Origin of the sequence: Escherichia sp. HH091_1A (genome assembly GCF_030295175.1) — a bacterium.
Taxonomy (GTDB): Bacteria; Pseudomonadota; Gammaproteobacteria; order Enterobacterales; family Enterobacteriaceae; genus Escherichia; species Escherichia coli_F.
On sequence record NZ_AP025747.1, the window covers coordinates 2,629,400 to 2,651,620 of the forward strand.

Annotated in this window: 25 protein-coding genes; 1 reads left to right on the forward strand and 24 read right to left on the reverse strand. The window is 54.5% G+C overall.

The annotated features are described in order from the left end of the window. Positions 1-19: 19 nt before the first annotated feature. Entirely contained in the window at positions 20-874 is an 855-nt protein-coding gene (gene gatY / locus QUF14_RS13340; protein ID WP_000289807.1) for a tagatose-bisphosphate aldolase subunit GatY, read from the reverse strand. Positions 875-1,190: 316 nt separating this feature from the next. Continuing rightward, positions 1,191-2,243 carry a class I fructose-bisphosphate aldolase gene (gene fbaB / locus QUF14_RS13345; RefSeq protein ID WP_000129546.1) on the reverse strand — a complete coding sequence of 351 codons (1,053 nt, stop codon included), beginning with the start codon at positions 2,241-2,243 and terminating at the stop codon, positions 1,191-1,193. 256 nt (positions 2,244-2,499) lie between these two features. Here fbaB and QUF14_RS13350 point away from each other — a divergent pair, with 256 nt between their 5' ends. Then, the gene (locus tag QUF14_RS13350; RefSeq protein ID WP_100733660.1) at positions 2,500-3,777 is read left to right on the forward strand and encodes a nucleoside permease; all 1,278 of its coding nucleotides are present in this window, start codon (positions 2,500-2,502) and stop codon (positions 3,775-3,777) included. Positions 3,778-3,896: 119 nt separating this feature from the next. Here the strand turns inward: QUF14_RS13350 and QUF14_RS13355 are convergent, their stop codons facing one another. From QUF14_RS13355 to QUF14_RS13460, 22 genes are read right to left on the reverse strand one after another with little or no spacing between them, the layout of a single operon-like run. Next, positions 3,897-4,475 carry a DUF4376 domain-containing protein gene (locus QUF14_RS13355; RefSeq protein WP_105282975.1) on the reverse strand — a complete coding sequence of 193 codons (579 nt, stop codon included), beginning with the start codon at positions 4,473-4,475 and terminating at the stop codon, positions 3,897-3,899. Positions 4,476-4,489: 14 nt separating this feature from the next. After that, the gene (locus QUF14_RS13360) at positions 4,490-6,769 is read right to left on the reverse strand and encodes a prophage tail fiber N-terminal domain-containing protein (protein ID WP_286333204.1); all 2,280 of its coding nucleotides are present in this window, start codon (positions 6,767-6,769) and stop codon (positions 4,490-4,492) included. A 48-nt stretch (positions 6,770-6,817) separates the two neighbouring features. Then, the gene (locus tag QUF14_RS13365; protein ID WP_042966142.1) at positions 6,818-7,342 is read right to left on the reverse strand and encodes a tail fiber assembly protein; all 525 of its coding nucleotides are present in this window, start codon (positions 7,340-7,342) and stop codon (positions 6,818-6,820) included. Between the two features lie 14 nt (positions 7,343-7,356). Next, the gene (locus QUF14_RS13370; protein WP_042966141.1) at positions 7,357-8,160 is read right to left on the reverse strand and encodes a phage tail protein; all 804 of its coding nucleotides are present in this window, start codon (positions 8,158-8,160) and stop codon (positions 7,357-7,359) included. Continuing rightward, complete coding sequence (locus QUF14_RS13375) at positions 8,160-8,732, reverse strand: YmfQ family protein (RefSeq protein ID WP_042966140.1); 573 nt, start codon at positions 8,730-8,732, stop codon at positions 8,160-8,162. The genes QUF14_RS13370 and QUF14_RS13375 overlap by 1 nt, the downstream gene beginning before the upstream one ends. Positions 8,733-8,736: 4 nt before the next feature. Beyond that, positions 8,737-9,816: a baseplate J/gp47 family protein gene (locus QUF14_RS13380; protein ID WP_075842596.1), complete on the reverse strand. Its 1,080-nt coding sequence runs from the start codon at positions 9,814-9,816 to the stop codon at positions 8,737-8,739. Further along, complete coding sequence (locus QUF14_RS13385; RefSeq protein WP_000372931.1) at positions 9,816-10,166, reverse strand: phage GP46 family protein; 351 nt, start codon at positions 10,164-10,166, stop codon at positions 9,816-9,818. The genes QUF14_RS13380 and QUF14_RS13385 overlap by 1 nt, the downstream gene beginning before the upstream one ends. Positions 10,167-10,219: 53 nt before the next feature. After that, positions 10,220-10,873, reverse strand: a complete 654-nt coding sequence (locus QUF14_RS13390) for a phage baseplate assembly protein V (RefSeq protein ID WP_042966138.1) — start codon at positions 10,871-10,873, stop codon at positions 10,220-10,222. Continuing rightward, positions 10,873-12,084, reverse strand: coding sequence for a phage baseplate assembly protein (locus tag QUF14_RS13395; RefSeq protein WP_286333504.1), 1,212 nt, complete (start codon positions 12,082-12,084; stop codon positions 10,873-10,875). Before QUF14_RS13395 ends, QUF14_RS13390 begins: the two co-directional genes overlap by 1 nt. Then, the gene (locus QUF14_RS13400; protein ID WP_148050630.1) at positions 12,068-13,417 is read right to left on the reverse strand and encodes a DNA circularization protein; all 1,350 of its coding nucleotides are present in this window, start codon (positions 13,415-13,417) and stop codon (positions 12,068-12,070) included. The genes QUF14_RS13395 and QUF14_RS13400 overlap by 17 nt, the downstream gene beginning before the upstream one ends. Further along, positions 13,417-15,639 (reverse strand): phage tail tape measure protein, encoded by a 2,223-nt coding sequence (locus tag QUF14_RS13405; RefSeq protein WP_042966135.1) that lies wholly within the window; start codon positions 15,637-15,639, stop codon positions 13,417-13,419. Before QUF14_RS13405 ends, QUF14_RS13400 begins: the two co-directional genes overlap by 1 nt. Next, positions 15,629-15,787 carry a hypothetical protein gene (locus QUF14_RS13410; RefSeq protein WP_000178828.1) on the reverse strand — a complete coding sequence of 53 codons (159 nt, stop codon included), beginning with the start codon at positions 15,785-15,787 and terminating at the stop codon, positions 15,629-15,631. Before QUF14_RS13410 ends, QUF14_RS13405 begins: the two co-directional genes overlap by 11 nt. Before the next feature lie 14 nt (positions 15,788-15,801). Next, entirely contained in the window at positions 15,802-16,185 is a 384-nt protein-coding gene (locus QUF14_RS13415; protein ID WP_141220723.1) for a hypothetical protein, read from the reverse strand. Beyond that, complete coding sequence (locus QUF14_RS13420; RefSeq protein WP_000023097.1) at positions 16,182-16,556, reverse strand: hypothetical protein; 375 nt, start codon at positions 16,554-16,556, stop codon at positions 16,182-16,184. The genes QUF14_RS13415 and QUF14_RS13420 overlap by 4 nt, the downstream gene beginning before the upstream one ends. Before the next feature lie 12 nt (positions 16,557-16,568). Next, the gene (locus tag QUF14_RS13425) at positions 16,569-17,990 is read right to left on the reverse strand and encodes a phage tail sheath C-terminal domain-containing protein (protein WP_286333184.1); all 1,422 of its coding nucleotides are present in this window, start codon (positions 17,988-17,990) and stop codon (positions 16,569-16,571) included. Next, positions 17,983-18,225, reverse strand: coding sequence for a DUF2635 domain-containing protein (locus tag QUF14_RS13430; RefSeq protein WP_042966132.1), 243 nt, complete (start codon positions 18,223-18,225; stop codon positions 17,983-17,985). Before QUF14_RS13430 ends, QUF14_RS13425 begins: the two co-directional genes overlap by 8 nt. Then, positions 18,206-18,844, reverse strand: coding sequence for a DUF1834 family protein (locus tag QUF14_RS13435; protein ID WP_071988111.1), 639 nt, complete (start codon positions 18,842-18,844; stop codon positions 18,206-18,208). The genes QUF14_RS13430 and QUF14_RS13435 overlap by 20 nt, the downstream gene beginning before the upstream one ends. Continuing rightward, a complete protein-coding gene (locus QUF14_RS13440) occupies positions 18,841-19,272 on the reverse strand; it encodes a gp436 family protein (protein ID WP_286333527.1) in 432 nt (143 codons plus the stop codon). Before QUF14_RS13440 ends, QUF14_RS13435 begins: the two co-directional genes overlap by 4 nt. Positions 19,273-19,275: 3 nt before the next feature. Next, entirely contained in the window at positions 19,276-19,617 is a 342-nt protein-coding gene (locus tag QUF14_RS13445; RefSeq protein WP_001402713.1) for an HI1506-related protein, read from the reverse strand. A 3-nt stretch (positions 19,618-19,620) separates the two neighbouring features. Further along, complete coding sequence (locus QUF14_RS13450; protein ID WP_135452230.1) at positions 19,621-20,529, reverse strand: Mu-like prophage major head subunit gpT family protein; 909 nt, start codon at positions 20,527-20,529, stop codon at positions 19,621-19,623. Positions 20,530-20,539: 10 nt separating this feature from the next. Continuing rightward, positions 20,540-20,935, reverse strand: a complete 396-nt coding sequence (locus QUF14_RS13455) for a hypothetical protein (protein WP_042971144.1) — start codon at positions 20,933-20,935, stop codon at positions 20,540-20,542. Then, positions 20,936-22,051, reverse strand: coding sequence for a phage protease (locus QUF14_RS13460; RefSeq protein WP_286333528.1), 1,116 nt, complete (start codon positions 22,049-22,051; stop codon positions 20,936-20,938). Positions 22,052-22,221: the final 170 nt, after the last annotated feature.

Consider the following 22,221-nt stretch of genomic DNA (forward strand, 5'->3'; position numbering starts at 1 on the left):
TTGTTAAATGGCAGGTGCGTTATGCCCTGCCCTCGCAGCCACAATCGGCAATCACTTTGCTCACCACATCGCGCATTGCGGATTTAGCCGACTGCAAATAATCCCGGGGGTCAGTCGCTTCAGGGTGCTCGGTCAGGTAATTTTTTAACGCCTGCGAGAATGCATTTTTCAGCTCCGTTGCAACGTTGATTTTGCATATCCCCAGTTTGATGGTTTGCTGAATATCCTTAGTCGATAACCCTGACGCGCCATGCAGCACCAGCGGTAAGTTCACCCACTGGCGAATGTTCTCCAGTCGAGAAAAATCAAGCGCCGGTGCGCTGGCATACATACCGTGAGCCGTGCCGATGGCGACCGCCAGGGAATCAATCCCGGTTGTCTCGGCAAATTCACGCGCCTGAATGGGGTTGGTATACAACGCATCAGCTTCATTGACTTGTACATCATCTTCCTGGCCCCCAAGCTGCCCCAGCTCCGCTTCGACGCTGACATCAAAGCGATGGCAAAAATCCACCACCTCTTTTACCCGTGCAATATTTTGCGCATAAGGCAAATGCGAGGCGTCGATCATTACCGAGCGCACACCTGAACGAACTTTCTGAGCGATATCGTCAAATTTCGTGTGATGGTCGAGGTGAATCGCCAATGGATGGTGATAGTGCTCCGCCATAGCGCTGACCAGCGCCACCAGATTTTCTGTACCAGCATGAGTAAATGTACCGGGCGTTCCGGCGATGATGACCGGCGCATGCATGCTGGCAGCGGTTTCCACCACCACTTGCATCGTTTCGAGATTGTGAATATTGAATGCCGGAACCGCATAACCGCCGCGCTGCGCGTTGTTCAGCATCTGCTTTGTCGATACCACGTACATTTTCACATCATGTCGTTTGTTTTCGATTTCAAAATATAATGAAATTATTTGTTTTCAAATGTCGAGATAACGATCACAAAAACGACAATATGAAAATTAATCAGAATGACAGGAAAAAAAAACGGCCTCCCGGGGGAAGCCGTAACGAAGTGCGCGTGTTTTTATGCCGGATGCAACGTAAACGCCTTATCCGGCATACGTGGCAGCGCTGTGTAGGCATGATAAGACGCTTCAGCGTCGCATCAGGCATAGGTTGCCGGATGCGGTGTGAACGCCTTATCCGCCCTACGGGGTAGTGCTGTTCGTATGAGGCGTATCAGGCGATAGTAATTTTGCTATCGAGATAAACGTCCTGCACGGCGTTAATCAGTTTCACGCCGTCAGCCATCGATTTCTTGAACGCCTTACGTCCAAGAATCAGCCCCATTCCGCCAGCGCGTTTGTTGATGACCGCAGTACGCACTGCATCGCTGAGGTCAGTTTCACCGCCCGCAGCACCGCCGGAGTTTATCAACCCTGCCCGGCCCATATAGCAGTTAGCTAACTGATAACGCACCAGATCAATCGGGTTTTCGCTGGTCAACTTGCTGTAAACGCGATCGTCGGTATAACCGTAATTAATCGCTTTATAGCCGCCGTTATTTTCCGCCATTTTTTGTTTGACGATATCTGCGCCTATGGTTGCCGCCAGATGGTTCGCCTGACCTGTCAGGTCGGCGGAAACATGGTAATCAACGCCATCTTTCTTAAAGGCGGAGTTACGCAAATAGGCCCACAGCACGGTCACCATGCCCAGCTCATGCGCGCGTTCAAAGGCCGCAGAAATTTCTTCAATCTGGCGACGTGACTCTTCCGAGCCAAAATAGATAGTCGCCCCAACCGCCATCGCGCCCATGTTGAACGCCTGCTCCACGCTGGCATACAGCGTTTGATCGTAGGTATTCGGGTAACTTAGCGTCTCGTTGTGATTAAGTTTGACAAGGAATGGAATGCGATGCGCGTAACGCCGCGATACCGATGCCAGCACGCCGTAAGTTGACGCCACACAGTTACAGCCCGCTTCGATCGCCAGTTCAACAATGTTTTTCGGGTCAAAGTAGAGCGGGTTAGCGGCAAATGAAGCTCCGGCAGAGTGCTCAACGCCCTGGTCAACCGGCAGAATAGAAAGATATCCTGTGCCAGCCAGACGCCCAGTGTTGTACAACGTCTGCATATTACGTAACACCGCTGGCGGGCGATTATTGTCAATCATCACGCGGTCTACGTAGTCATGTCCGGGGAGATAAAGCTGGTCAGAAGGAATAGTCATACAACGGTGCTGTAAAAGGTTGTCGGCGTCTTTGCCAAGCAACTGCGCAATATCTGTCATTACTATGCTCCCGTAAATTCCGATTGGATATCGGCTATGGATTGTCCTGGCCCGCCTTTTGCGGGCAATCATAATCCTGGTCGTTACAGGCGAGTTTTTCCATCTTTTGGATGTTTTTTCAGCGTTTTCTGTTGGCTCGATTCATCAGAAAAAATGTTACCGCGGTCAAGTTTTCACCGCAATGGTATTTAAAAGGTATTATTAAATGGTATTGTCATCGCGTACCTTACATTACCTGTCATGAAGGAATTAAAAGATGAAAACAACAGCAAAGCTGTCGTTCATGATGTTTGTTGAATGGTTTATCTGGGGCGCGTGGTTTGTGCCATTGTGGTTGTGGTTAAGTAAAAGCGGTTTTAGTGCCGGAGAAATTGGCTGGTCGTATGCCTGTACCGCCATTGCGGCGATCCTGTCGCCAATTCTGGTTGGCTCCATCACTGACCGCTTTTTCTCGGCGCAGAAAGTGCTGGCGGTATTGATGTTCGCTGGTGCGGCGCTGATGTATTTCGCTGCGCAACAGACCACTTTTGCCGGGTTCTTCCCGTTACTGCTGGCCTACTCGCTAACCTATATGCCGACCATTGCGCTGACTAACAGTATCGCTTTTGCCAACGAGCCGGATGTGGAACGTGATTTCCCACGCATTCGTGTGATGGGCACTATCGGCTGGATTGCCTCCGGTCTGGCATGTGGATTTTTGCCGCAAATGCTGGGTTATGCCGATATCTCTCCGACTAACATCCCGCTGCTGATTACCGCCGGAAGTTCTGCTCTGCTCGGTGTGTTTGCGTTTTTCCTGCCCGACACGCCGCCAAAAAGCACCGGCAAAATGGACATTAAAGTCATGCTCGGCCTGGATGCGCTGATCCTGCTGCGCGATAAAAACTTCCTCGTCTTTTTCTTCTGTTCATTCCTGTTTGCGATGCCACTGGCGTTCTATTACATCTTTGCCAACGGTTATCTGACAGAAGTCGGCATGAAAAATGCCACCGGCTGGATGACGCTCGGCCAGTTCTCTGAAATCTTCTTTATGCTGGCATTGCCGTTTTTTACCAAACGCTTTGGTATCAAAAAGGTATTATTACTTGGTCTGGTCACCGCAGCGATCCGCTATGGCTTCTTTATTTACGGTAGTGCGGATGAATATTTCACCTACGCGTTACTGTTCCTCGGCATTTTGCTGCATGGAGTAAGTTACGATTTTTACTACGTTACCGCTTACATCTATGTCGATAAAAAAGCCCCCGTGCATATGCGTACCGCTGCGCAGGGGCTGATCACGCTCTGCTGCCAGGGATTCGGCAGTTTGCTCGGCTATCGTCTTGGCGGTGTGATGATGGAAAAGATGTTCGCTTATCCGGAACCGGTAAACGGACTGACTTTCAACTGGTCCGGGATGTGGACTTTCGGCGCGGTGATGATTGCCATTATCGCCGTGCTGTTCATGATTTTTTTCCGCGAATCCGACAACGAAATTACGGCTATCAAGGTCGATGATCGCGATATTGCGTTGACACAAGGGGAAGTTAAATGAAAACAGAACGTATTCTCGGTGCTCTTTATGGGCAGGCTGTAACTTCGCGTTTTTTTCTGGGCTAATTGACGCGCAATTCCGGGCGGGGAGCGCGCAACCCAAAAGCCCAGAATTGACCGCTAATTACCACTAATCGCCATCGCTCTGATTGAGCGTAAATCCTCCAGGCTACTCAGTTCCTCTTTCATCTTCCGCTGACGTTCGTGGATTTTAAAGCCCTCCGCCACCATGGCCACCATCATGGCATCGTTCAGCGCAATAAGTTTCTCCCTGGTCAGTACGACGTTGTTATTATCCGCATCAGTCCAGAAAAAACCATCCGGAAGCAGTCCGGCCTGTGCTGTTGCAACCACGGGGGCAAGGCGTGACTGCGAGGTTTTTCCGCCATCAAAACGACGGCCATCAAACGTGAAAATAAACTCAACGTTTTCCTGACTGTCGCGCCATGCCTCAATTTCCCGCCTTTTGGCATCCTTTGCCGCTGCAATAAGTTCCGGCGTGACGGTGAACGGGGCGATTTCGCCCCATTTCCCGCTTTGCAGCTCCTGCCAGACATGCTGGCCTGTCGGGGCCATATCATCCTGTATGGCAGTATACAGGGCGAACTCCGTTTCACCTTCAAATAACACCTCGCAGTCAACCGCACCATTTTCAAGATAATGTGCGTTTCTGATACCTTTCACCGCTCTGATTTTCATGCCTGATTTCCTCATTACTCAATGCGTACAAAAAGACCGATAAAGCCACGCTGAGTACCATAATTGTTACCCAGGCCCGAAAGCGCCGTGTAACGACCGGGGAAGTTGTATTCACCGGCACCGCCAATCACAACCTGCGGTGAGGATGCGTATGTCCCTGTATCACTAACCTGTGCACTCATGGCCAGAGGACCAAGACGGGAACCCGGCACAGTATCACCGAGTCCCAGAGAAGCATTTTCACCAAAACTTTCTCCCTGATATACCGCCATAATCGGCACACCGACGGCCGGGTATTGGTAATATGAGAACGGACCATTACCGGCGGTTGAGGACATCAGATATGCCAGGGAGTTGCCGTCATACACAATAAGGCTTGATGTTGCATTCCAGCTGTTACCACTGTAGCGATAACGCATACAATGTATGCTGTGCTCATCCTCGTAATACTGGTTGTAGTACAGCAGCATTTTGAATTTACGCGCTGAGTCTGAACCATCGTTATCAGAGGGTGACCACATCACATCAATGATACCGTTAAATTTCGTGGTGCCCACCAGCAGCGTGGAGGAGTCCGCAATACTGACCGCATAACGCCCCGGGGTGACTGTCTGCAGCCATATAACGAAATCAGCCTGTCCGTTAAATGACAGAGCTTCGGCGCTGGTGAATGCCTGTCCAAACCCATACATCCCGGACAGGGCCAGCCTGCCCGGTGTGCGGTCACGGATATCACTCTGGGGTTCCATCGTCGCAGCCGCGCTCAGCTCAAGCTCCGTGCGCATGGCTTCAGCCGTGTCATGCGCCAGCAATGCGCGGCCCTTCTCTGACAGCAGAGACAGTGAGGCATTCCCGTCCGTATTGAAGTACAGAAGATTATCTGCCCGTTGCGTCAGTGCGCTGATTGCCGTTAAGACGTCATTAAGCGGTTGTTTGCCTGCCAGCGCGTTTGTGATTGTCGTCGCAAAGTTCGGGTCATTGCCCAGCGCCGCTGCCAGCTCGTTCAGGGTGTCCAGAACTTCCGGCGATGAGCCAACCAGCGCAGCAAGCAGTTTGCGCACAAACGCTGCGTTCGCTGCTTCCAGACCGGCGGCATCATCCGGTGGGGTTGGGGTGGTTGGGGTGCCGGTGAAGGCCGGGCTGTCCAGTGGCGCTTTTGTTTTCGTCTCGTCCATGACGGTTTTGACAGCCTTTGGCGTGGCAGCCAGTTCCTCGCTGTCGTTGTCCGTATCACTACACAGTTGCACCAGACCTTTTTCTGTCGTGGAGGCATTTGTTGCATTCAGGTCATCAACTATCTGCTGCGCCTCATCCCTGTACTGTTTCGCTTCCTGCGCATTGTCTGCACCTGCATCCTGGCTGGCTTTAGCCTGTCGGGCGTATTCAGCGGCGCTGTTTTCATGCCCGAGTGCAGCATTTGCTGCATTTTCCGCGCTGGTTGCAGCTGATGATGCGGCATTATGATAAAGGCGGGCACGTTCGGCGGCATCGACTGATTCGTCCCGCGCTGTGCCTGATGTCTGTGCGCTGTTTTCTGCCTCACCCGCAAAACGTTCCGCATCATCACGTGCGGTGACCGTTGCCTCCACATCCTGCGCGGTCTGCTGTGCGCTTTGTGCTGCATTATCAGCGTGATTTTCCGCATTCTGTTCGCTTTGTGCGGCAGCTTCGGCACTGGCCTTTGCCTCGCCGGTCAGCGTTGCGGCATCAGCAAGTTTATCGACCGCTTTCCGGACTATCGTGTCGGCATCCTTGACAGCCTGCTCTGCGCGGGCCGCATCCTGTGTGGCAGATGACGCCAGCAACGCCACCTGATTTTTGTCTTCGGCAACGGCTTCTGCATTCTGCTGTACGTTATCCGCCAGCGTCTCGCAGTCTTCCTTTATCTTCTGCGCATCAGCGACATGTTGCCCGGCCTGTCGCTCGCTTTCCGCTGCTGCTTCCGCGCTCTGCTGCGCCTGCGCCACCATTTCCTCAAAGCGTTTCACCACGTCGGGCTTGAGGTCGCCTTCATCCAGCGCGGTCAGAAAATCATTCAGTGTGCCGGGCTTTGAGTCATCGTAAACCGAAATATCACCCACACAGCACTTAGGGCCGTTCTTTTGTTTGATGTGTACGGTGTATTTGCCTTTTTGTGCTTCAAAGGCATACTGTCCCGCCGCATCGGTTTCAATAACCGCAAATGATTCAATAACCACTTCACTGGTATTAACCAGTGCATCTAAATAAATTTTGCATTCCGCCATCGGAATGCCAGCGCCATTAATCAGCGCTCCTGAAATTAATACAGACATAAAGCCTTCTGAACTGAAAACGGTCACCAGACAGCGACCGTTACTGTTTTACACGTCAGGTTTTTCCGGCCACTGAATTAAATCAAAGGAAGATTTATCACTGACCAGGCTTAAATCCAGCGCCTTCACCGCTTTGATATATGCCATCCACTGCGTAAGACGGGCTTTGTCATCGTCGCTGATGGTGCCCAGTCCCAGCTCGGTTTTCCAGTCGGAGGTGATGTCCCTGGCTTCAGCCAGAAGACGCTGGCGTTGCTTTTCTGCCAGTTGCGAATAATCAACCGGAACCGGCAGCACTTCGCCATCCCGGTAATACCAGCAGGCTTCAATGCCAAAACCCTCCGGCAGTTCGTCCACTTCCACAATAGTGAAACCAGCCGGATAAAGACGGGACACGTCTTCCGCCATCGAATAAATCACGCCGGTTTCAGGGTGAATACACAATTTGTATTTCTTCGTGAATTTATCCAGTGATTCATAAAAATCCTGTCCGTCTTCACTGCGGAAATACTGAATGTTTTCACCATAAGGCATTTCTTCCGGGTAATAACGCGTGACGTTTCTGAGTTCCATTATTTTCTCCTTAATTAACCGGATACGGTGCGCCATGAGCCATTGATATAAATCTGCGCGGATTTGTAATACACACCACCGATATTGTCTGCTGTATTATCTCCCGTTTCCTGGACATAAATGCCTGACAACTGACAGCCGGAAGGTGCCCGGAATGTCCATGTAATTTCAGTACCGCCGGGATTATGAAACACCTCGTTGGTATACTGGAAATTACGCACAGCACCAGAATCGGTACTGGTGATTGTGATATCGCTGGAGCCATCAAACAGCACATTGTTGATTCTGCGGGCGTTCTGAAGGCGGGTTGCTGTTCCGGCGTTGCCGCTGATGCTGCTGATGGTGATATCCGAAGTCAGGGCCATACCGTTGACCTTGCGTGCTTTTGGCACACCGCTGATGTTATCCAGAAACAACTGTTTATTCGGGATGTCTGCGCCGTTACGGTCTTTTGCCAGTCTGGCGTTTGCGTTATCTATCGCAATTTTGACCGCTTTTGGTGTGGCAGCTTCTGTTTCTGATTCACTATTAACAGCACTGTTAAGCTGCACCACGCCTTTTTGCGTCAGTGATGCATCCGGGACTTTCTGACCAATAAACGAGGTCAGCGCCTCAACCAGCTGGTTTTGTTTTTCCGGGTCAGGGGTGACGCCAGCCTCTTTAAGGACGTTAATCACCTCCTGCTGCAAATCACGCGTTGCTGCCTGATGATTATTCATAAATTCAGCAGTAACGATGGTTCCCTCAATTCCCTGAGTCGGGTCACCATCATGAAATAACTTATCCGGCGTATTCACCGGGGGCATTAAATTCTGCATTATTCCTCCACCTCATACGTAAAATAACAGTCTGTAAAAGCCGGTTTAAGGTCTTTAAACGTGTTTTCTAAAATGGATTCACCAAAGGCCGTCAGAGGTTCGCCGGTTGCCGATGCGCCCGTTCTGAACCGGTAGACCGGTGTTTTTGTCCCGATAACGTTGACCTGCCACGCCCAGCGGATTTCCGGTATCAGCAGACGGTCGCCGCAGCGGTTTATCCCCACCCGGAACGGTCGCGGCTCCGTAATGGTGATGGTATAGCCCAGACTGGCGGCAAGGCTCTTAAAGTAAGGGATTGACAGTCCGCCAGTGGCTGCCATTTTTACCAGAATGTTCTGCCGCCGCTCCTGTTGTGTTGCCTCTTCACGGGGGACAACACTGTACACGCGCTCCCAGTCGGACAGCGTCATCGATGCCTGCAACGGGGTGATTTGTGCCAGAACGCGCGCCGCTGAGGCCTTCACGGCCTCCATGACGTCAGCCTCGGCTGTCAGTTCTGCGGAAATATATTTCCCGTTCAGGTCATAACTGACAGGTGGCAGCATGGCGCGAAATAAATCGACCATATTCATAAAATCACCCCTCACGTGGAAAATACTGAATATCAATATTTCCCGGGCGCAGCCATTCCCACGTTGACGCGTTAATAATGGCTTTTACGTTGTCTGCTGGCGTAATGATTCGCCGGTCACTGACACCGGAAATTAATGAAATCTGGGTTTCCAGTTGTGAAATTATTAATTCCTGCCCCGGCTCCAGCCGGTTCATAAAATCCGTGATAACGTCAGTTATCTGCGGTTTTATCTGCTCAACGGTCAGGCCGCTGGTTTTTACCCGAACAACGAAATCAACGGCTTTTTTCGTCGGGGCCAGTACCATTGTGTCCTTCGCTGTGACCGGGCGGACTTCCTCAATATGTGCCAGCACGGCATTAATCAGTTCCTGCGAAGGGAGGTCATTGGCTGACGTAATGGCCACATCAACCGTCCCCAACCCACGACGTAACGGCTCCACATATGCTGAGGTAACGCCATCCACTTCCAGCGCCCAGCGTTTGTAATCATATTTGTTACCGCCAGCGGGCGGCCTGCGCAGGATATCCAGATAACGCGCCAGCAGGTCGGTGTCACTTTCCCTGTCCGTTCCACCGGTCAGGGATTTAATCGTCACCGTGCTGTTGATGCCTTCCGGCGGGCTGACCAGCGTTGCCGTCTGCGTTGCGGATGCGTTCGTCTGTACACCCGTGGCGGTGCTTTTTACCGTCACCTCTGCGCTGCCTTCATCACCGATGGTGCAGTCTGCTGTGGTGGCCACGCTGACACCTTCACCACGAATTTCCGCACCGGCTGGCAGCGTCTTACCGGGTGTGCCGGTAATCACTACCGGACCGGATGAGGCCGTTGCTTTTTTACGAAAAACATTGCGCGTACGGCAGTGCAGCTCCAGATATTCAGGGTCTGCCGTGTCAGGAAACACCTGACGGAGGATCCATCCCTGATGCATATAAAGTCCGTCCGCCACGCCGGATACGGCATTTGCTCGAATGCGGTAATCGCTGTCAGCGCCGGTGTCGATGGTTTCTCCCGGCAGGGCGTTAGCGATATCACGTAGCTGGCGTTCTGTGTTTTCAGCAACGCCCGGAACAGGAAACGGCATTACATAATCCTCACAGGGTGTTCAAACGTCTGCGGTGTGCCCGCGTTATCCGTGACGGTGATTAACAGCAACAGCCAGCCTCGCTGGCCCGCTTTCGTGTCAACGGTAATGGATTTTGCCCGCCCGTCATCAAGCAGGGGCTGAAGTGCCTGGCTGGCATACTGCGCCGCCAGCCTGTGAACACGGGAAACGTCTTTTTCCCGCTTCAGTTCGTGCAGGCGTGACCCCAGCGACGCATCCGCCCAGTAACTGCCAAGCGGTGTCGCCAGTCGCAGATAAACCGCGTTATGGAGTGTATAAATCCGGCGGCGTTCGTAGTCGCCGGTTGCAGGTGAAATCGTCTGGTCCATGCCGCCAGTCTGGCAGCATGGACAGGTCAGAATCAGGTGAGGGTGTTCAGCACTTAATTAACCGGCGTGTCAGACATGCCGTGTGGGGTCGGGTGTTTGTGCGTTCCGATTTTAACGCCATTAATGGTGACGTCAACGGAGGTAATCACACCGCTTGTGTGGTTGATATTGCCTTCAAAGGTGGCAGTATATTTTCCTTTGCCGCCTTTAATGGCCATACCCCCATTACCGGATATTTTCCCTTCAGCAATTAATTGCTCACTTGCGGTAAGTTGGGGAGTAATAAAACCAGCGCTGTCCTTTGCTTCAACTTCAAACGAATTACATTTCACCCGGTAAATATCACACTCCGTTTCAATCACACGTCCGCGCTTCAGCACAATTTTCGCGCCTTCGTCGGTATACAGGGCCACTTCCCCGGGTTTCAGTTCCGTCAGGCGATATGCGCCGTGCTCTGTGGCCACGACGACGGTATGGGAGGTATTACCATTCAGCGGAACGGCAATACCCATCGAGCCGGGCGGCGGGGATGTGGTGAGGCCGTAATGTTGAAAATACTCCGCACCGTCCAGCTGTTCGCCTGCCAGCCCGTTCAGCTGAAGCAACTGTACTTTGGTCGAACTGTCCACCGTACCGGTCACCACCCTGAATGCCTGGCGAACGGCGGCCAGTGCCTGCTGTATGCGCTGATTAACCTTGTCCCACATCATTTCTCCCAGACCTTAACAATGGCGACCTCTTTTTTCTTTTTGCCCCTGCGGTGATGGCGTTTCTTCTCGCGCGGGAAGGCATCTGGTATCCACACGCCATCCTCCTTAAAGCGGAGCCGGGTTGTCTGCCCGCTCCGGCCTCCGCTGAACTCACGCCCCATCAGGAAAAAGATGGAATCAATGCCGTGGGGTTCGCTGACAATTCGCACACGCTGGCCGGGCTGCCACAGGACACCGTCCGTCGTGCGATAACCTGCAACCAGTGCGACGATATTCAGCCCCGACAGGCGGGCATCACTCATCATTTTTTTGGCGCGCCAGTTCACCTGCTCCATGTTACTGGTGTCGCCCTGGGTGATTATCTGCGGGCGGTAATAATCCACGGTGGGGTCGGTGGCCACGGCTTTCATGTTATGAATGCCTGTCTGACCATTGTCCGTATTACCGCTGTCCTGCCCGGATAATGTGCGCACGCTGCCGTCCTTGTTCCAGATATCCAGCGGCACCACGGCCAGTTGTTTCTTGCTGTCTGCGCGGCGGGCGTGGCTCTGGGCCAGCACCGTCAGCTCGGAGAAACAGCCGTTAATGGACCGGGTATCGTCCAGCTCCATCACGTTGTTCCCGGTGCCGTCCAGCTTCATAATCAGCGTGTCCACCGGCGTGGTGGTGTAGTCAGGGCCACCCACAACCAGCGTCCCGTCAGGCTCAAACCACGGCCATAAGCCGCGACCGGCGGCAGCTTTAGCCAGTGCATCCCACGCACGCATCCCCGGCTCTATAACGACCTTGTCATTACGTGACACACCGGACGCCTGAATACGGATGCGCTGTATCCCCAGCGGTCTGACTATCCTGTCGATGACCTCGTCCAGTGTCAGCTGGTTGGCGCTGAACACCGGTGCGGCACAGTCCACCAGGATGGCGGCATCATCACGCCCGGACAGGGTCAGCGTGCAGCTCTGACGGGATACACTGCGGCGCACGCTGTCCACGCGACCACTGAGGACCGTCTCGTCTCCCACCTGCAAACGGACTGGCGCACCCCGGACGATATCCGCCGGGAACACCTTTTCAGGCAGTCCCAGCTGAAGCTGCCACCCGTCGGCGGCTTTCAGGAAATCGCTGTCAATACGATAACTGCTCCAGTCAGAATGCGACCTTCCGGCAATGACCAGGCTGATTTTGTCGTCGTTATTTTGCGTAGGCATTAATCACCATCCCGGCGGTTATGTTGTTCGGGTCACGCAGCTGCGGGTTCAGACGTTGCAGCTCTGCCGCACGGCTGTAGTCGCCGTACCACTGCCACGCCAGCAACAGCAGACAGCTATCCGCCTGCACCTGTTTCTGCGTCAGCGGTGGGAGGCGTGACAGAACCAGCAGACCGACATCCTGCACGGATGCCGCCACGTTCTTCATGCTCTGAATAATTTCCGGGTACATCAGCCCCAGCGGTGATGCGGTTTCGGTTATCCGTTCGCGTTCGCCTTCATAGCGTTCACGGAACAGCGTGATGGCGGCCTGTAAGCGGGTGCGCACATCCCCGACCAGTCGCCCGATATCCGCCGGTATAAGCTGCTCTGACTGGGCCTCATCTGACAGTATCGCCGTCGCCACGCTGGCCAGCTCTGAGGCTGCCAGAACCGCATAAGCCGCTTTCACGTCCTGCACGTCTTCCACGGACGCATCCGGCGGAAGTGCCACAGACGGCGTTTTATCGCCGCTGACCAGTGCGACCGGCAGCGCGACCAGCTCATCCATATCTGCCATCACCTCATTCCAGCAGGTCATCACTGTCGCAGAACTGGCGACGCTGTCTTCCCCGGTCAGTCCGGTCGTGGTGGCGGAATCAGTACGCTCCAGCACCGGCACCGCGTGCCCGACATCTGACGTGTGGATTTCCAGCACCTCTGCCAGCCCGCCGATAAACTTTCCGGGTTCGCTGGCCAGTGACATCATATTGTCGATGGATGAGAGAAAATCGCTTTTGAACATCAGCAGGGTATTCACCAGCGTGGCACGTACCGTCTGGATTTTTTTAATCACGCTGTTAATGGTCTTTAAAGGGGCCGTAACAGCGTCAAATAATTCGCTTAACTGTGCCAGTAACTTATCCAGTTCTTCAAATAACTGCTGTGCAAACAGCTCCGGTAACGGGGTGCTGAACAACGCGCTGCCGGTGCGGTTCTCCAGAAAGCTCATGTCGATGGTGCAGCTGTCCGGGCTTTCTGCGTCATGGCGAATGCTGTAGCCGGTCACAATCACCGACGGTACGGAGCCGTAAACCGGATGAATCAGCTCACCATCGCCGCCTTCGTCCAGGGCGGCGATCAGCTTTTCGAGTTTATATTCGTAATACTCCCCCCACAGGAACGCCGTCATGCGGAACGGTCGCGCCTTGCGTCCGAGGTCGTGCAAATCCGCCCCGTCAACAAACGGGTATTCATAGGCCGCATGGTCGCGGCTGATTTGCTCATCCGTGTTCAGTACATCAAACTGCACACCGCGAAAGGAAGCGTTTTGCAGGTTTTCAGCCCAGCCCATCAGTAAGTTCCTCCCGTGCCTCTGTTACCGTCCTGAAGGTTGTATTTGTTCACTGCCTCCGCCACGACCTGACCATCGAGCACCAGTTGTGTGGTGAAATTAATGGGGCTGGCAGGTGGCCCCCAGTGCGTGAGGTATTCCGGCTGGGTGATGCGTCCGGGTTGCGTTGATGCCGGTTCAGGCGTTGTGTTTCCTGCGGCTTTGTTAACCTGCGCCGGTGATGGCAGGGCATCAGATGCGGCTTTTTTCGTGTCTTCCTCCCAGCGCCTCAACCATTCTTCGTTTTCGGTGGAATAGCCTTCCCCAAACTGCCACCATGGCTGGTATTTTTTGCGGGCGGCGTCGATGATTTCCTGGGGATATCGGGCGCGGATGCGTTTCCAGCGTTCTTCGCTTCCTTCGACGGCGGCGTCTTCTTCCGGGCTGGTTGCGGTGGCCAGTGCCGTAACGGTGCCACCGAAAGAAAGCAGGCTACCGGCAATGCCGGGGAATTTAAATCCTTTGCCTTTTTTGACCGTGTTTTCAATTACATCACCGACAACCTCGCCAGCCTTGCCACCGGGTTTACCCCCGGTCAGGATTTTGATCCCGGCCCATGTCAGAGCCGCTGCGGTCATCGCTTCAATCGCGGTCGTGGCACCCACCACTGCTGTGGTCAGCCCCGGAAATTTTTCACCCGCCCAGCTTATGGCATCGGCCACAGTACCGGACGCATCCGCCAGCTTTTTCATGCTGTCCATTTGTGAAAATTCAAGCGTGTTTTTAGCCTGTTCGGTTTTAAAGTCATTGAGGCCGGATATGAAGTTAAAATCCACATCACCCGCGCGCTGGCCTTCCGGCAGGGTGCGCTGCTGATTAATCGCGTCTTCAACCTTTTTCCGGTATTCAGGGTTGTTACGGTAGGCTAACAACGCCATCAACGCCTGACGGTCTGCAACCAGCTTTCCGACACCAAAGCCTTCAAGGAGTGTTGCCATCGAATCATAAACAGCCGTCTGCTCGCCTTTATCCCGGGCGGAGGCCAGTTTCTTTTGCAGCTCCTGATAGCGTTTATCGCTGGCAACGATTTTGTCTATCAGGCTGGACAGCGCGTCTATCGGATTAAGTCCATTCTCACGTGCTTCAGTCAGCGTGCCGGAAAAGTCGATTCCCTTACCGTTGTAATTTATCCCCGCAGCCGCTGTTTCAATATCCTTACTGGTCAGTTTTGCCAGCAGGTTAACCACGTTATTTCCGGCTTCATCACTGCTTCCAGCCGTGATGGCGGCAGCTTCATTCAGCGCCAGAATCTTGACGAAATCATCTTTGCCTTTCATCCCCGCAGCTGACGCAGCGCCCATTTGCTGGGATAACCAGCGGGCCATGTCGTTCAGTTCAAAGCTGCCTTCTTTGCCCGCTGCAATCGCCATATTCAGAACGGTGGAAATATCTTCATCCCTGAATCCAAAGGTCTTTTTTCCTTTGACCATTACGTTGGCCAGGTCTGTTGCAGATGCACCAGAAGCCGTGGCGTATTTCATCAGTTCAGGCAGCCACTTGTTGGCTGTGTCAAATGAAATGCCGTCTTTCAGCAGGGCATCCAGTGTTTCGGCTGCGTCTTCTTTCGTACCGCCGCCATAGGTCACCGCGTTACGGATGCTGCTTTTCATCTGCTCAAGACCAGCCCTGCGCCCTTCCAGCCCGCCATCACTGAAGGCGGTATTGGCCATCATTGCCAGCCGGCGTTCGTAGCTCATCTGCTTTTTGACCGGCTGCGCCATAATGGCCGCACCTGCTGCGATACCACCACCAATCGTCAGGACGTTGCCGCCAATATTGGCCGCCTTTGCCAGCGTGCCGACACCACGCATTTCCCGCTTCAGTTCCCGGATTTGCTCTTTCGTGGCACGCCATGCCCGCGCCTGTTCGCGGGCAGACATAACGCCACTACGGGCAAGGCGGTTATAACTGGCTTCAGTAAGGGCGATTTCCCGACGGATTTCATGCTCCGAACGGATGCCAAGCGTTTCCCGGGCACGGGCTGCACGCTGTAATTCGGTGACAACCCTTTTTGTGCTGTTGACGCTCTCATCATCGGTGCGTTTCTGTTCCTGACCTGCCTTTTTGGTTGCTTTTTCCACTCCTTCAGTGGCTTTTACAACCTTCTTTTTTCCCTTTTCCAGAACCTGCGAGGCTTCGTCCTTCGCAGTCAGGGTCATGCCAACTTTGAAATTACCGGCCATTTTTCTGCTTACCTTTTCTGCGTTTCTTTCTGAGGGATTTAAATGACTGGCGGGTGGTCTGTGAAGTGTCCTTCCTTCCTGAGCCGCCGCCGTTCAGCCTGTCAACGGCGGCAAGCCAGCCGTCCAGCTCAGGACGGCTCATGGTCATGATTTGCTCTTCGGTTATTCCGTAGCGCCCGAGGATGAGGACTGCGAGCCGGAGTCCGGCGAGCCGGGATTCCCGCCGTTCCGCTTTACCTTCAGGACGTTGCGTGATGCCAGCAGAATATTAAAATCGTCCGGCGTCATGTTGTCGTGCAACAGCTCCGCCGTCAGTTCTTCCTGCGGAATATCCCCCAGACGGACCAGCGTTGCCGCCATCACCGCACAGCGGTAGTAATAATCCGCCGCGAAGCCATCCACCGTCTGAAAGCGTTCTTCAGTTTCTTCCAGTGCCTGCCCGTTATCACGCATGACCGGCAGACGCAGCTCAAAGTTTTTATGAACGGTGCCGTTAAATACCACGCCATCAGACAGTTCGCCGGTCTGTGTATTACTCAAAGTCATCCTGTCACCTTCCTGAGTGCAGCCATTTTGATATCAATTTTCGCTTCACTGTCGACGGTGTATTTCTCACCCACTTCAACAGTGAAGCAGTCCAGATAGGAGGTGCGCTTACCGCTGTTGCTGAGCGGATAAATTGAGATTTTCACACCTTCCAGATTTTCCCAGTCCGGCTCGTTGGTATCAGGGATAACCGCCGAAACTGAAATATCGTAAGTGGCAATGCCACGGGCAAAGCCTTTGGCCCTGCCGGTTTTGTTCATGGTCTTGACCAGCTTTCGCCCGGTGTTGATCTGAACATCGAAGTCGGTGATCTCGATTTCCTGGCTGTCCACCTCCAGCACAATCGAACCGACATATTCTTTAATGGACATTTACCGCGCTCCTTACAAAATCATGTCGATGCGACCGGCAAACACATGCAGGCCGTTAACCACATCCGCCGGAACCACGCAGTCGAGACGGTTTGCATCTTTCCCGTTTCGCTGAACGCGCAGCTTTGCTTTGTTCGCTTCCACGTTCTCCAGAATTTCCGCTTCCTCCAGCTTGATCAGCACGTCATACAGTTCGCTTTCCACTTTTGCGATAGTGCGGGTGCTGAGTTTTTCGCGCGGGAAGCGAAGGCTGATGCGTTCGCGGCACGCCTTGCGGGTGTAGTCCAGCGTTCTGATGGACGTGATATCCAGTAACGAGACGTCAGTCACGCCCTGTGCGTTAACCGTGTACGTACTGACCGCACGCACAATCTGCACCGTGTTACCCGGGCCAACCTCAACCGGCGTCAGGCCGTTATGCAGGGCGTTTTCCTGCTCGTTACGGCTTTCACGCTGTGACATGGCGACCACATCCAGCCCGGACAGCGCCAGCGAGTTCAGCGGACGCGCCGGGTCTTCCTCGCCCGCCATCACAGCGCCGTAGATGGCAGCCAGTACCGCTGGCAGCTTCACGGAGCCGCGATACCAGGGGACGGACACGCGCCCGCTGTTCACACCGGCTGCCAGGGTGATCCCGTTTCCGAGACTGCCCGTCCAGCCCGCACAGCCAATCGCGCCGCGCTGTTCCATCGCGTTCCCGGTTTTCTCCAGATGCTGCTTCAGGGCGGCAAGGGCTGGCGTGGTACTGAACGGACAAATCAGAATGTTGTGACCGGCGGCAAAGACCGCATCCAGTGCGGGCTGAATATCCGGGTCCATTTCACCGTTCGCCATCGGCGTGGCGCTCACGGTCAGACCACCTGCCGTGGTGGACGCTGACAGGGTGATGTCATTCCCCCAGGCTCCTTTGGTCCGGGTGGTCACCGTCAGCTGAGAGGTTTCTGATTTGTATTCCCCCGTCACCAGAAGCGAGGGCGTCTGCGTCATTGCTTCCACCAGTGCCGGAATGATTTTCGACGGTTCATCACCGGTTTCCACATCCACCGAAACCTGCTCACCGGCAACCCATATCGACAGTGTGCCGCTGCTGATTGCCGTACCGTTGACGGTAACCGCGCCGGTTGCTGCCTTTCCTGCGCCACTGTCTGCAATACCGATAACATCCAGTTGCAGATAGCTGTTGGCATTAATGGCCGCGCGCGCCATTGCAGCGGCCAGCGAACCGGCCCCGAAATACAAATCCGCTTCGTCTTCGGAATACACGGAAACGGCATTCAGGGGCGTGGCGGTGCCGCCTGACAGCATCGGACCAATCACAAGAACACGCTGTTCATTACCCGGCAGCGTGTTAACGGCCAGCCGGGTATTAAACTCAAAATGCACACCGGGCTTACGGATACCGCCCGAAATGGTGTCAAACTGAATTTCACTCATCGGAATCCACCTGTTTCTCTCTCTTCGCCTTCGCTTTTACCTGCACGGCGTCCTGTTCAGCCGTCACGGTGGTTTCAGGCTCATCCTTCACCAGAATCAGGTCACCGTCCTGAACGGCGCGCCGGTAATAAGCGGTGTTCTCAACGTTCACCGCTTCCGTGGTGATGTATTTCCGGGCGTTATCCTCCATCGGGAACTTCACCCCGGGAGCCGCCTTAACCTTCATTTTGTTCATGCTGTTGCTCTCTTAATTCATCCAGACCACAGATATCTGCGCCGTATTGCGTACCAATTCGCAGTAAATCCGGGTCAGGGTCTGACAGCCTGCCGTGGTAGCGGTTGAAGAGACGGTCCGCTTCTGCGCCGCGCTCCGGCCATTTGCCGTTCTCCAGCGCGTGCTCCACCCAGCGGGTATCGAACTCACAGGCAAACACGGACATTGCCCGCTCTGCCACGCCGGTGTTAAACAGCGTCCTGACCCGCCCGGGTTCGAAATAATCAATCTCCAGCCCCAAATCCTGACCGGTCAGCAGGCGACGGACGGATTCAACAAGCTGGTTTGTCCCGACTTCATCCCGGACAGTGCCTCCCTGTCTGGCGCTCTGTTCGCTGCGGGTGTTGTAATCACCCACCACAACCACAAAGCGTCCGGTGGCAATGTATTTCCGGCGTGACGTGGAATAGCGTTCGGTTTTCACGATGCCGCCGAACGTCACCCAGGCTGCCGGAAGGCTGCGAACAATCCGGCCCGGGTCTTCATCCAGTTCACCGGCATAGGTGCGGACATCCTGCACCATATGCCCCAGACCACAGCGCAGACGCTCAACCAGCGCCCGTTCAATGTCAGTAATCAGAATGCACCTCCCCGCGTGGACTCACGCCCGAACTGACGGGAGCCGGAGCGGATACGCACCTGTGACGATGACTGGATCACGCTGCCGGACGTATCCCGCCCGAGGTTGATTTGTCCTGCCGCGACTTTCTCCAGAAAGCGGATGGCATCCCGGTAGCGCATCTGAATTTCTTCTGAGCAGATACGGTAATCGGTCGCCAGGTGGTAACGGGCGATATCGCAGCAGTAACCCACCAGAATCCCCGGGCTGTCAGGCCACGGGGTCCGGTAACGCCCCACCAGATAGCCATCAATCCAGGCACTGGCACGTGCAAGCGCGGAGGCCAGCTTGTCTTCGTCGATGAATCCCGTCATGTCTTCATCCGTCAGTGTGCGTGCCTCGCGTTCACTGAACGCCCTGATGAACTGCTCCGGTGTGGCGTAGGCCATGGGTTACTTCTCCTTTTTGTCCGCTTTTTGTGTTTTCTGTGCGGCGTTCAGCTGTGCGGTCAGTTCACTGACTTTCTGGCGTTCTTCTTCCAGTTGCGCCGTCAGTTCGCTGACTTTCTGACGCTCGGCATCCAGCTGTGCGGCCAGCTCATCACCCCGGGCCGCGTCGTTCTGGCCGGACGCTTTATCGCGCTCCACCACAATCAGCATGGGGTCAGCCTTCAGCACCGCCAGCTGTTCCGGGGTGAACGCATCCGCAGGCCATTCCTTCGTGGTTGCGCTGTGTGCCACACCGCAGCGGCGAAAACCCTCACGGCGGGCGGTAATTTCAATCACCTTTTCCATGCATTACTCCGTCGTACCATCAGAACCAAATGCCATCTGCCAGAAGCCGTAACCGCCGTTACAGCGCGCTTCGGCACCAAACAGGAACTTCTTACGCTTGAACACGTTGTCGCTGTTGTAGTCCGTCTGCTCCACAAAAACAGGCTTTTTACGCAGCTGATAAATCAGCGGTTTCACCGGTTTGGTGGTGTCAAACAGGAACCACGCAGAATCCGACGCCAGCTCCGGCATCACCAGCACGTCGGCGGTGTTGCGGTACGGGTTCGGCGTACCGTCCGGGAACTTCTCGGCGGTCATCAGGTAGTTCGCGTCATCCTCCAGCGCCGGTGGCACAACCAGCAGATTCGGGCGAATTTTGAGGGATGCGCCTTCGTCATCTTTCAGACTACGCATGGCCGTACGGGCGGCACCGTAGGAGGCTTTCGCCTCGGCAAGCGAGCCAACTTTGAGTTTTTTGGTACCTTTGTTGGACACCGATTTACCGGCGACCAGGTGGTCGGTATCAAAGAACATCTGACCGTCGTAACAGGGATTGGTAAAACCGTTACTGATAAGGGACGCCACAATATCTGCCGGGAGTTCTGCCGCCGACTGTCCGGCGCCTTTTGCCTGAAGGGCATAGCCCATAATCTGGTCGTCCTCGATGTCGTTACGATCGACTTCAACCGTGGCTTCCCAGTCCTTGTTACGGATGGTGTAGTTAAATGCCGCCAGTGATTTGACGACCTTGTCACCAATCCACTCGCGCATTTTCGGGAAACGACTTAACCAGCTGTAGTCGTTTTCCTTGCCGTTTGATGGCACTTCCATTGCCACCTTCTGCCAGTCAGTTGGCGACTGGTCGAAGGCTTTCTGGAAGGTGGCCTTCAGATTGATAAAAATCTGTTTGACGTTTTTAACGTTGACTAACACGTTTTGCTCCTTAACTGAAATGAACCCAGACGCCATCGCCACAGATGCCGATCACTTTACCGGCGACAGGACGGGCGCTGCTGTTGTCGGTTTTTGCCACGGTCACGCTGTCTTCCACGTAACACAGCTTACCGACCTGCGATTGTGTGACCGGGTCTGAGGTGCTGTTCGCCATCAGAAAGGCTTTGCCGCAACGCACCAGAACGGTGACATCACCATCGCTGCCGGTGCTGTTATCCGCCCAGCCATCAGACACGCCCAGCGTAATCTGTGAGGCCGTGGCACTGGCCGGAACGGCATAACCGGATGCGTTAACGGCCACCATATGACCGCCAAAAATTTCGGTCGCAGCGGCAACCGGCACCGGGTTCAGTTCGCCGTCACGATAGGGGGTATTACGATCCATTTATTTGTCTCCTGCGTAACGGGCGACATCCTCTGGATCAACGCCCATCATTGAACAAATGGCGATATCGACATCAACGTCATCGCCGGTTTTAATCTGCGCCGGGGCAGGCGACGGCGTTTTGGGGGCTTTGCCGCCGGTCTGTGTCTGACTGAGCGCAACAAGTTTTGGTGCGTTCTCCAGCCAGGACTTAAAGCCGTTGATATCGCGACCGGCGTAATCTTTCGCCCAGTCTTCCTGCGCCGGAAGCAGTCGCCCGTCAGACAGCGCCGCCTGAATCAGTGCCCCGGCTTCGGCCTCACCGGACTGTTGCGCCAGTGCGGCATAACGCCCCTGAAGTTCTTCAAAGGCCGCAAGGGAAATGTGTTTTGACGGGTCATAGGCACTGGCTGACAGGCTGGCGATTTGCTCGTCTTTCTGATTCAGCAGGGCCAGCAGGCTGACGGATGCCGCCGCCGTTCCCTGACCGTTCGAAATCATGTCAACGACCTTTTGCAGCTCGTTTTTGATATCTTCCGCCGTTGAGGTAACCGGGAGGTTAAGCATCCAGCGCAGACTGGACAGCAAGTCGTTTAACAGTTCTTCATCCACCGTTGTGTTCTCCGTTTCAGTTGACAGACTCGCCAGACGGCTGGCCGCAGCCAGCATGACCGCGTCCATACCGTCGAGCGCCGGGGTATTGGTCAGCGCAGCATGTAACAGCTCCAGCACTTCGCCGCGCTTGTTGTAGGCAAAAACAGGGGAAATAAATTTGTACTCACCGGCGGCAATCATGGCCGCCGCGTTATCCGTCCACTCCACACCGGTGGCATACAGGCCCGCGCCTTCTCGCCATTCCACCTGGCTGAACCAGCCCGCCGCCGGGGCGGGCTTGCCGTTGTTTACGGCGCGCAGCGTCTGATGTTCGTAATCAATGACAAAAGGCGTGGTACGGGCGGCCACCTGCGCGACAAGCTGCGCGGCCAGTTCAGCGGTCAGCACCCATTTACCGCTTTCGACTTCATCGGTATGTGGGCGACCATCCACCGCGCTGAACTCGCCCGCCGGAAACAGCTGGATTTCGCTGTGGGTTGCTTTAGTAATTTCGAGGCTTAACGCCGCAATGTTCAGTTTCATACGCGGCATGATGACGGAAGGGGAACACGGGGTACTGTGGAGGGTGTTCAGCACCCAGCCATAACGCGAAAGGATAAAAGGGGAAATAAAACCGTTTTTAAAACCCTTTTAAAAACGATTCTGACAGCATTTACGGGGTGCGGTGCTGTAATGCCTCATCCGTGAGGCGT

Coding starts and splice junctions, on each gene's coding strand:
- QUF14_RS13360 (WP_286333204.1), bottom strand. CDS start 6,769: ATGTCTGTATTAATTTCAGGAGCGCTGATTAATGGCGCTGGCATTCCG.
- QUF14_RS13395 (WP_286333504.1), bottom strand. CDS start 12,084: ATGCCTACGCAAAATAACGACGACAAAATCAGCCTGGTCATTGCCGGA.
- QUF14_RS13460 (WP_286333528.1), bottom strand. CDS start 22,051: ATGAAACTGAACATTGCGGCGTTAAGCCTCGAAATTACTAAAGCAACC.
- QUF14_RS13380 (WP_075842596.1), bottom strand. CDS start 9,816: ATGCCGTTTCCTGTTCCGGGCGTTGCTGAAAACACAGAACGCCAGCTA.
- fbaB (WP_000129546.1), bottom strand. CDS start 2,243: ATGACAGATATTGCGCAGTTGCTTGGCAAAGACGCCGACAACCTTTTA.
- QUF14_RS13385 (WP_000372931.1), bottom strand. CDS start 10,166: ATGGACCAGACGATTTCACCTGCAACCGGCGACTACGAACGCCGCCGG.
- QUF14_RS13365 (WP_042966142.1), bottom strand. CDS start 7,342: ATGGAACTCAGAAACGTCACGCGTTATTACCCGGAAGAAATGCCTTAT.
- QUF14_RS13425 (WP_286333184.1), bottom strand. CDS start 17,990: ATGAGTGAAATTCAGTTTGACACCATTTCGGGCGGTATCCGTAAGCCC.
- QUF14_RS13410 (WP_000178828.1), bottom strand. CDS start 15,787: ATGACCATGAGCCGTCCTGAGCTGGACGGCTGGCTTGCCGCCGTTGAC.
- QUF14_RS13440 (WP_286333527.1), bottom strand. CDS start 19,272: ATGGCCTACGCCACACCGGAGCAGTTCATCAGGGCGTTCAGTGAACGC.
- QUF14_RS13415 (WP_141220723.1), bottom strand. CDS start 16,185: ATGACTTTGAGTAATACACAGACCGGCGAACTGTCTGATGGCGTGGTA.
- QUF14_RS13350 (WP_100733660.1), top strand. CDS start 2,500: ATGAAAACAACAGCAAAGCTGTCGTTCATGATGTTTGTTGAATGGTTT.
- QUF14_RS13405 (WP_042966135.1), bottom strand. CDS start 15,639: ATGGCCGGTAATTTCAAAGTTGGCATGACCCTGACTGCGAAGGACGAA.
- gatY (WP_000289807.1), bottom strand. CDS start 874: ATGTACGTGGTATCGACAAAGCAGATGCTGAACAACGCGCAGCGCGGC.
- QUF14_RS13375 (WP_042966140.1), bottom strand. CDS start 8,732: ATGAATATGGTCGATTTATTTCGCGCCATGCTGCCACCTGTCAGTTAT.
- QUF14_RS13445 (WP_001402713.1), bottom strand. CDS start 19,617: ATGGAAAAGGTGATTGAAATTACCGCCCGCCGTGAGGGTTTTCGCCGC.
- QUF14_RS13455 (WP_042971144.1), bottom strand. CDS start 20,935: ATGGATCGTAATACCCCCTATCGTGACGGCGAACTGAACCCGGTGCCG.
- QUF14_RS13390 (WP_042966138.1), bottom strand. CDS start 10,873: ATGTGGGACAAGGTTAATCAGCGCATACAGCAGGCACTGGCCGCCGTT.
- QUF14_RS13420 (WP_000023097.1), bottom strand. CDS start 16,556: ATGTCCATTAAAGAATATGTCGGTTCGATTGTGCTGGAGGTGGACAGC.
- QUF14_RS13370 (WP_042966141.1), bottom strand. CDS start 8,160: ATGCAGAATTTAATGCCCCCGGTGAATACGCCGGATAAGTTATTTCAT.
- QUF14_RS13430 (WP_042966132.1), bottom strand. CDS start 18,225: ATGAACAAAATGAAGGTTAAGGCGGCTCCCGGGGTGAAGTTCCCGATG.
- QUF14_RS13355 (WP_105282975.1), bottom strand. CDS start 4,475: ATGAAAATCAGAGCGGTGAAAGGTATCAGAAACGCACATTATCTTGAA.
- QUF14_RS13400 (WP_148050630.1), bottom strand. CDS start 13,417: ATGGGCTGGGCTGAAAACCTGCAAAACGCTTCCTTTCGCGGTGTGCAG.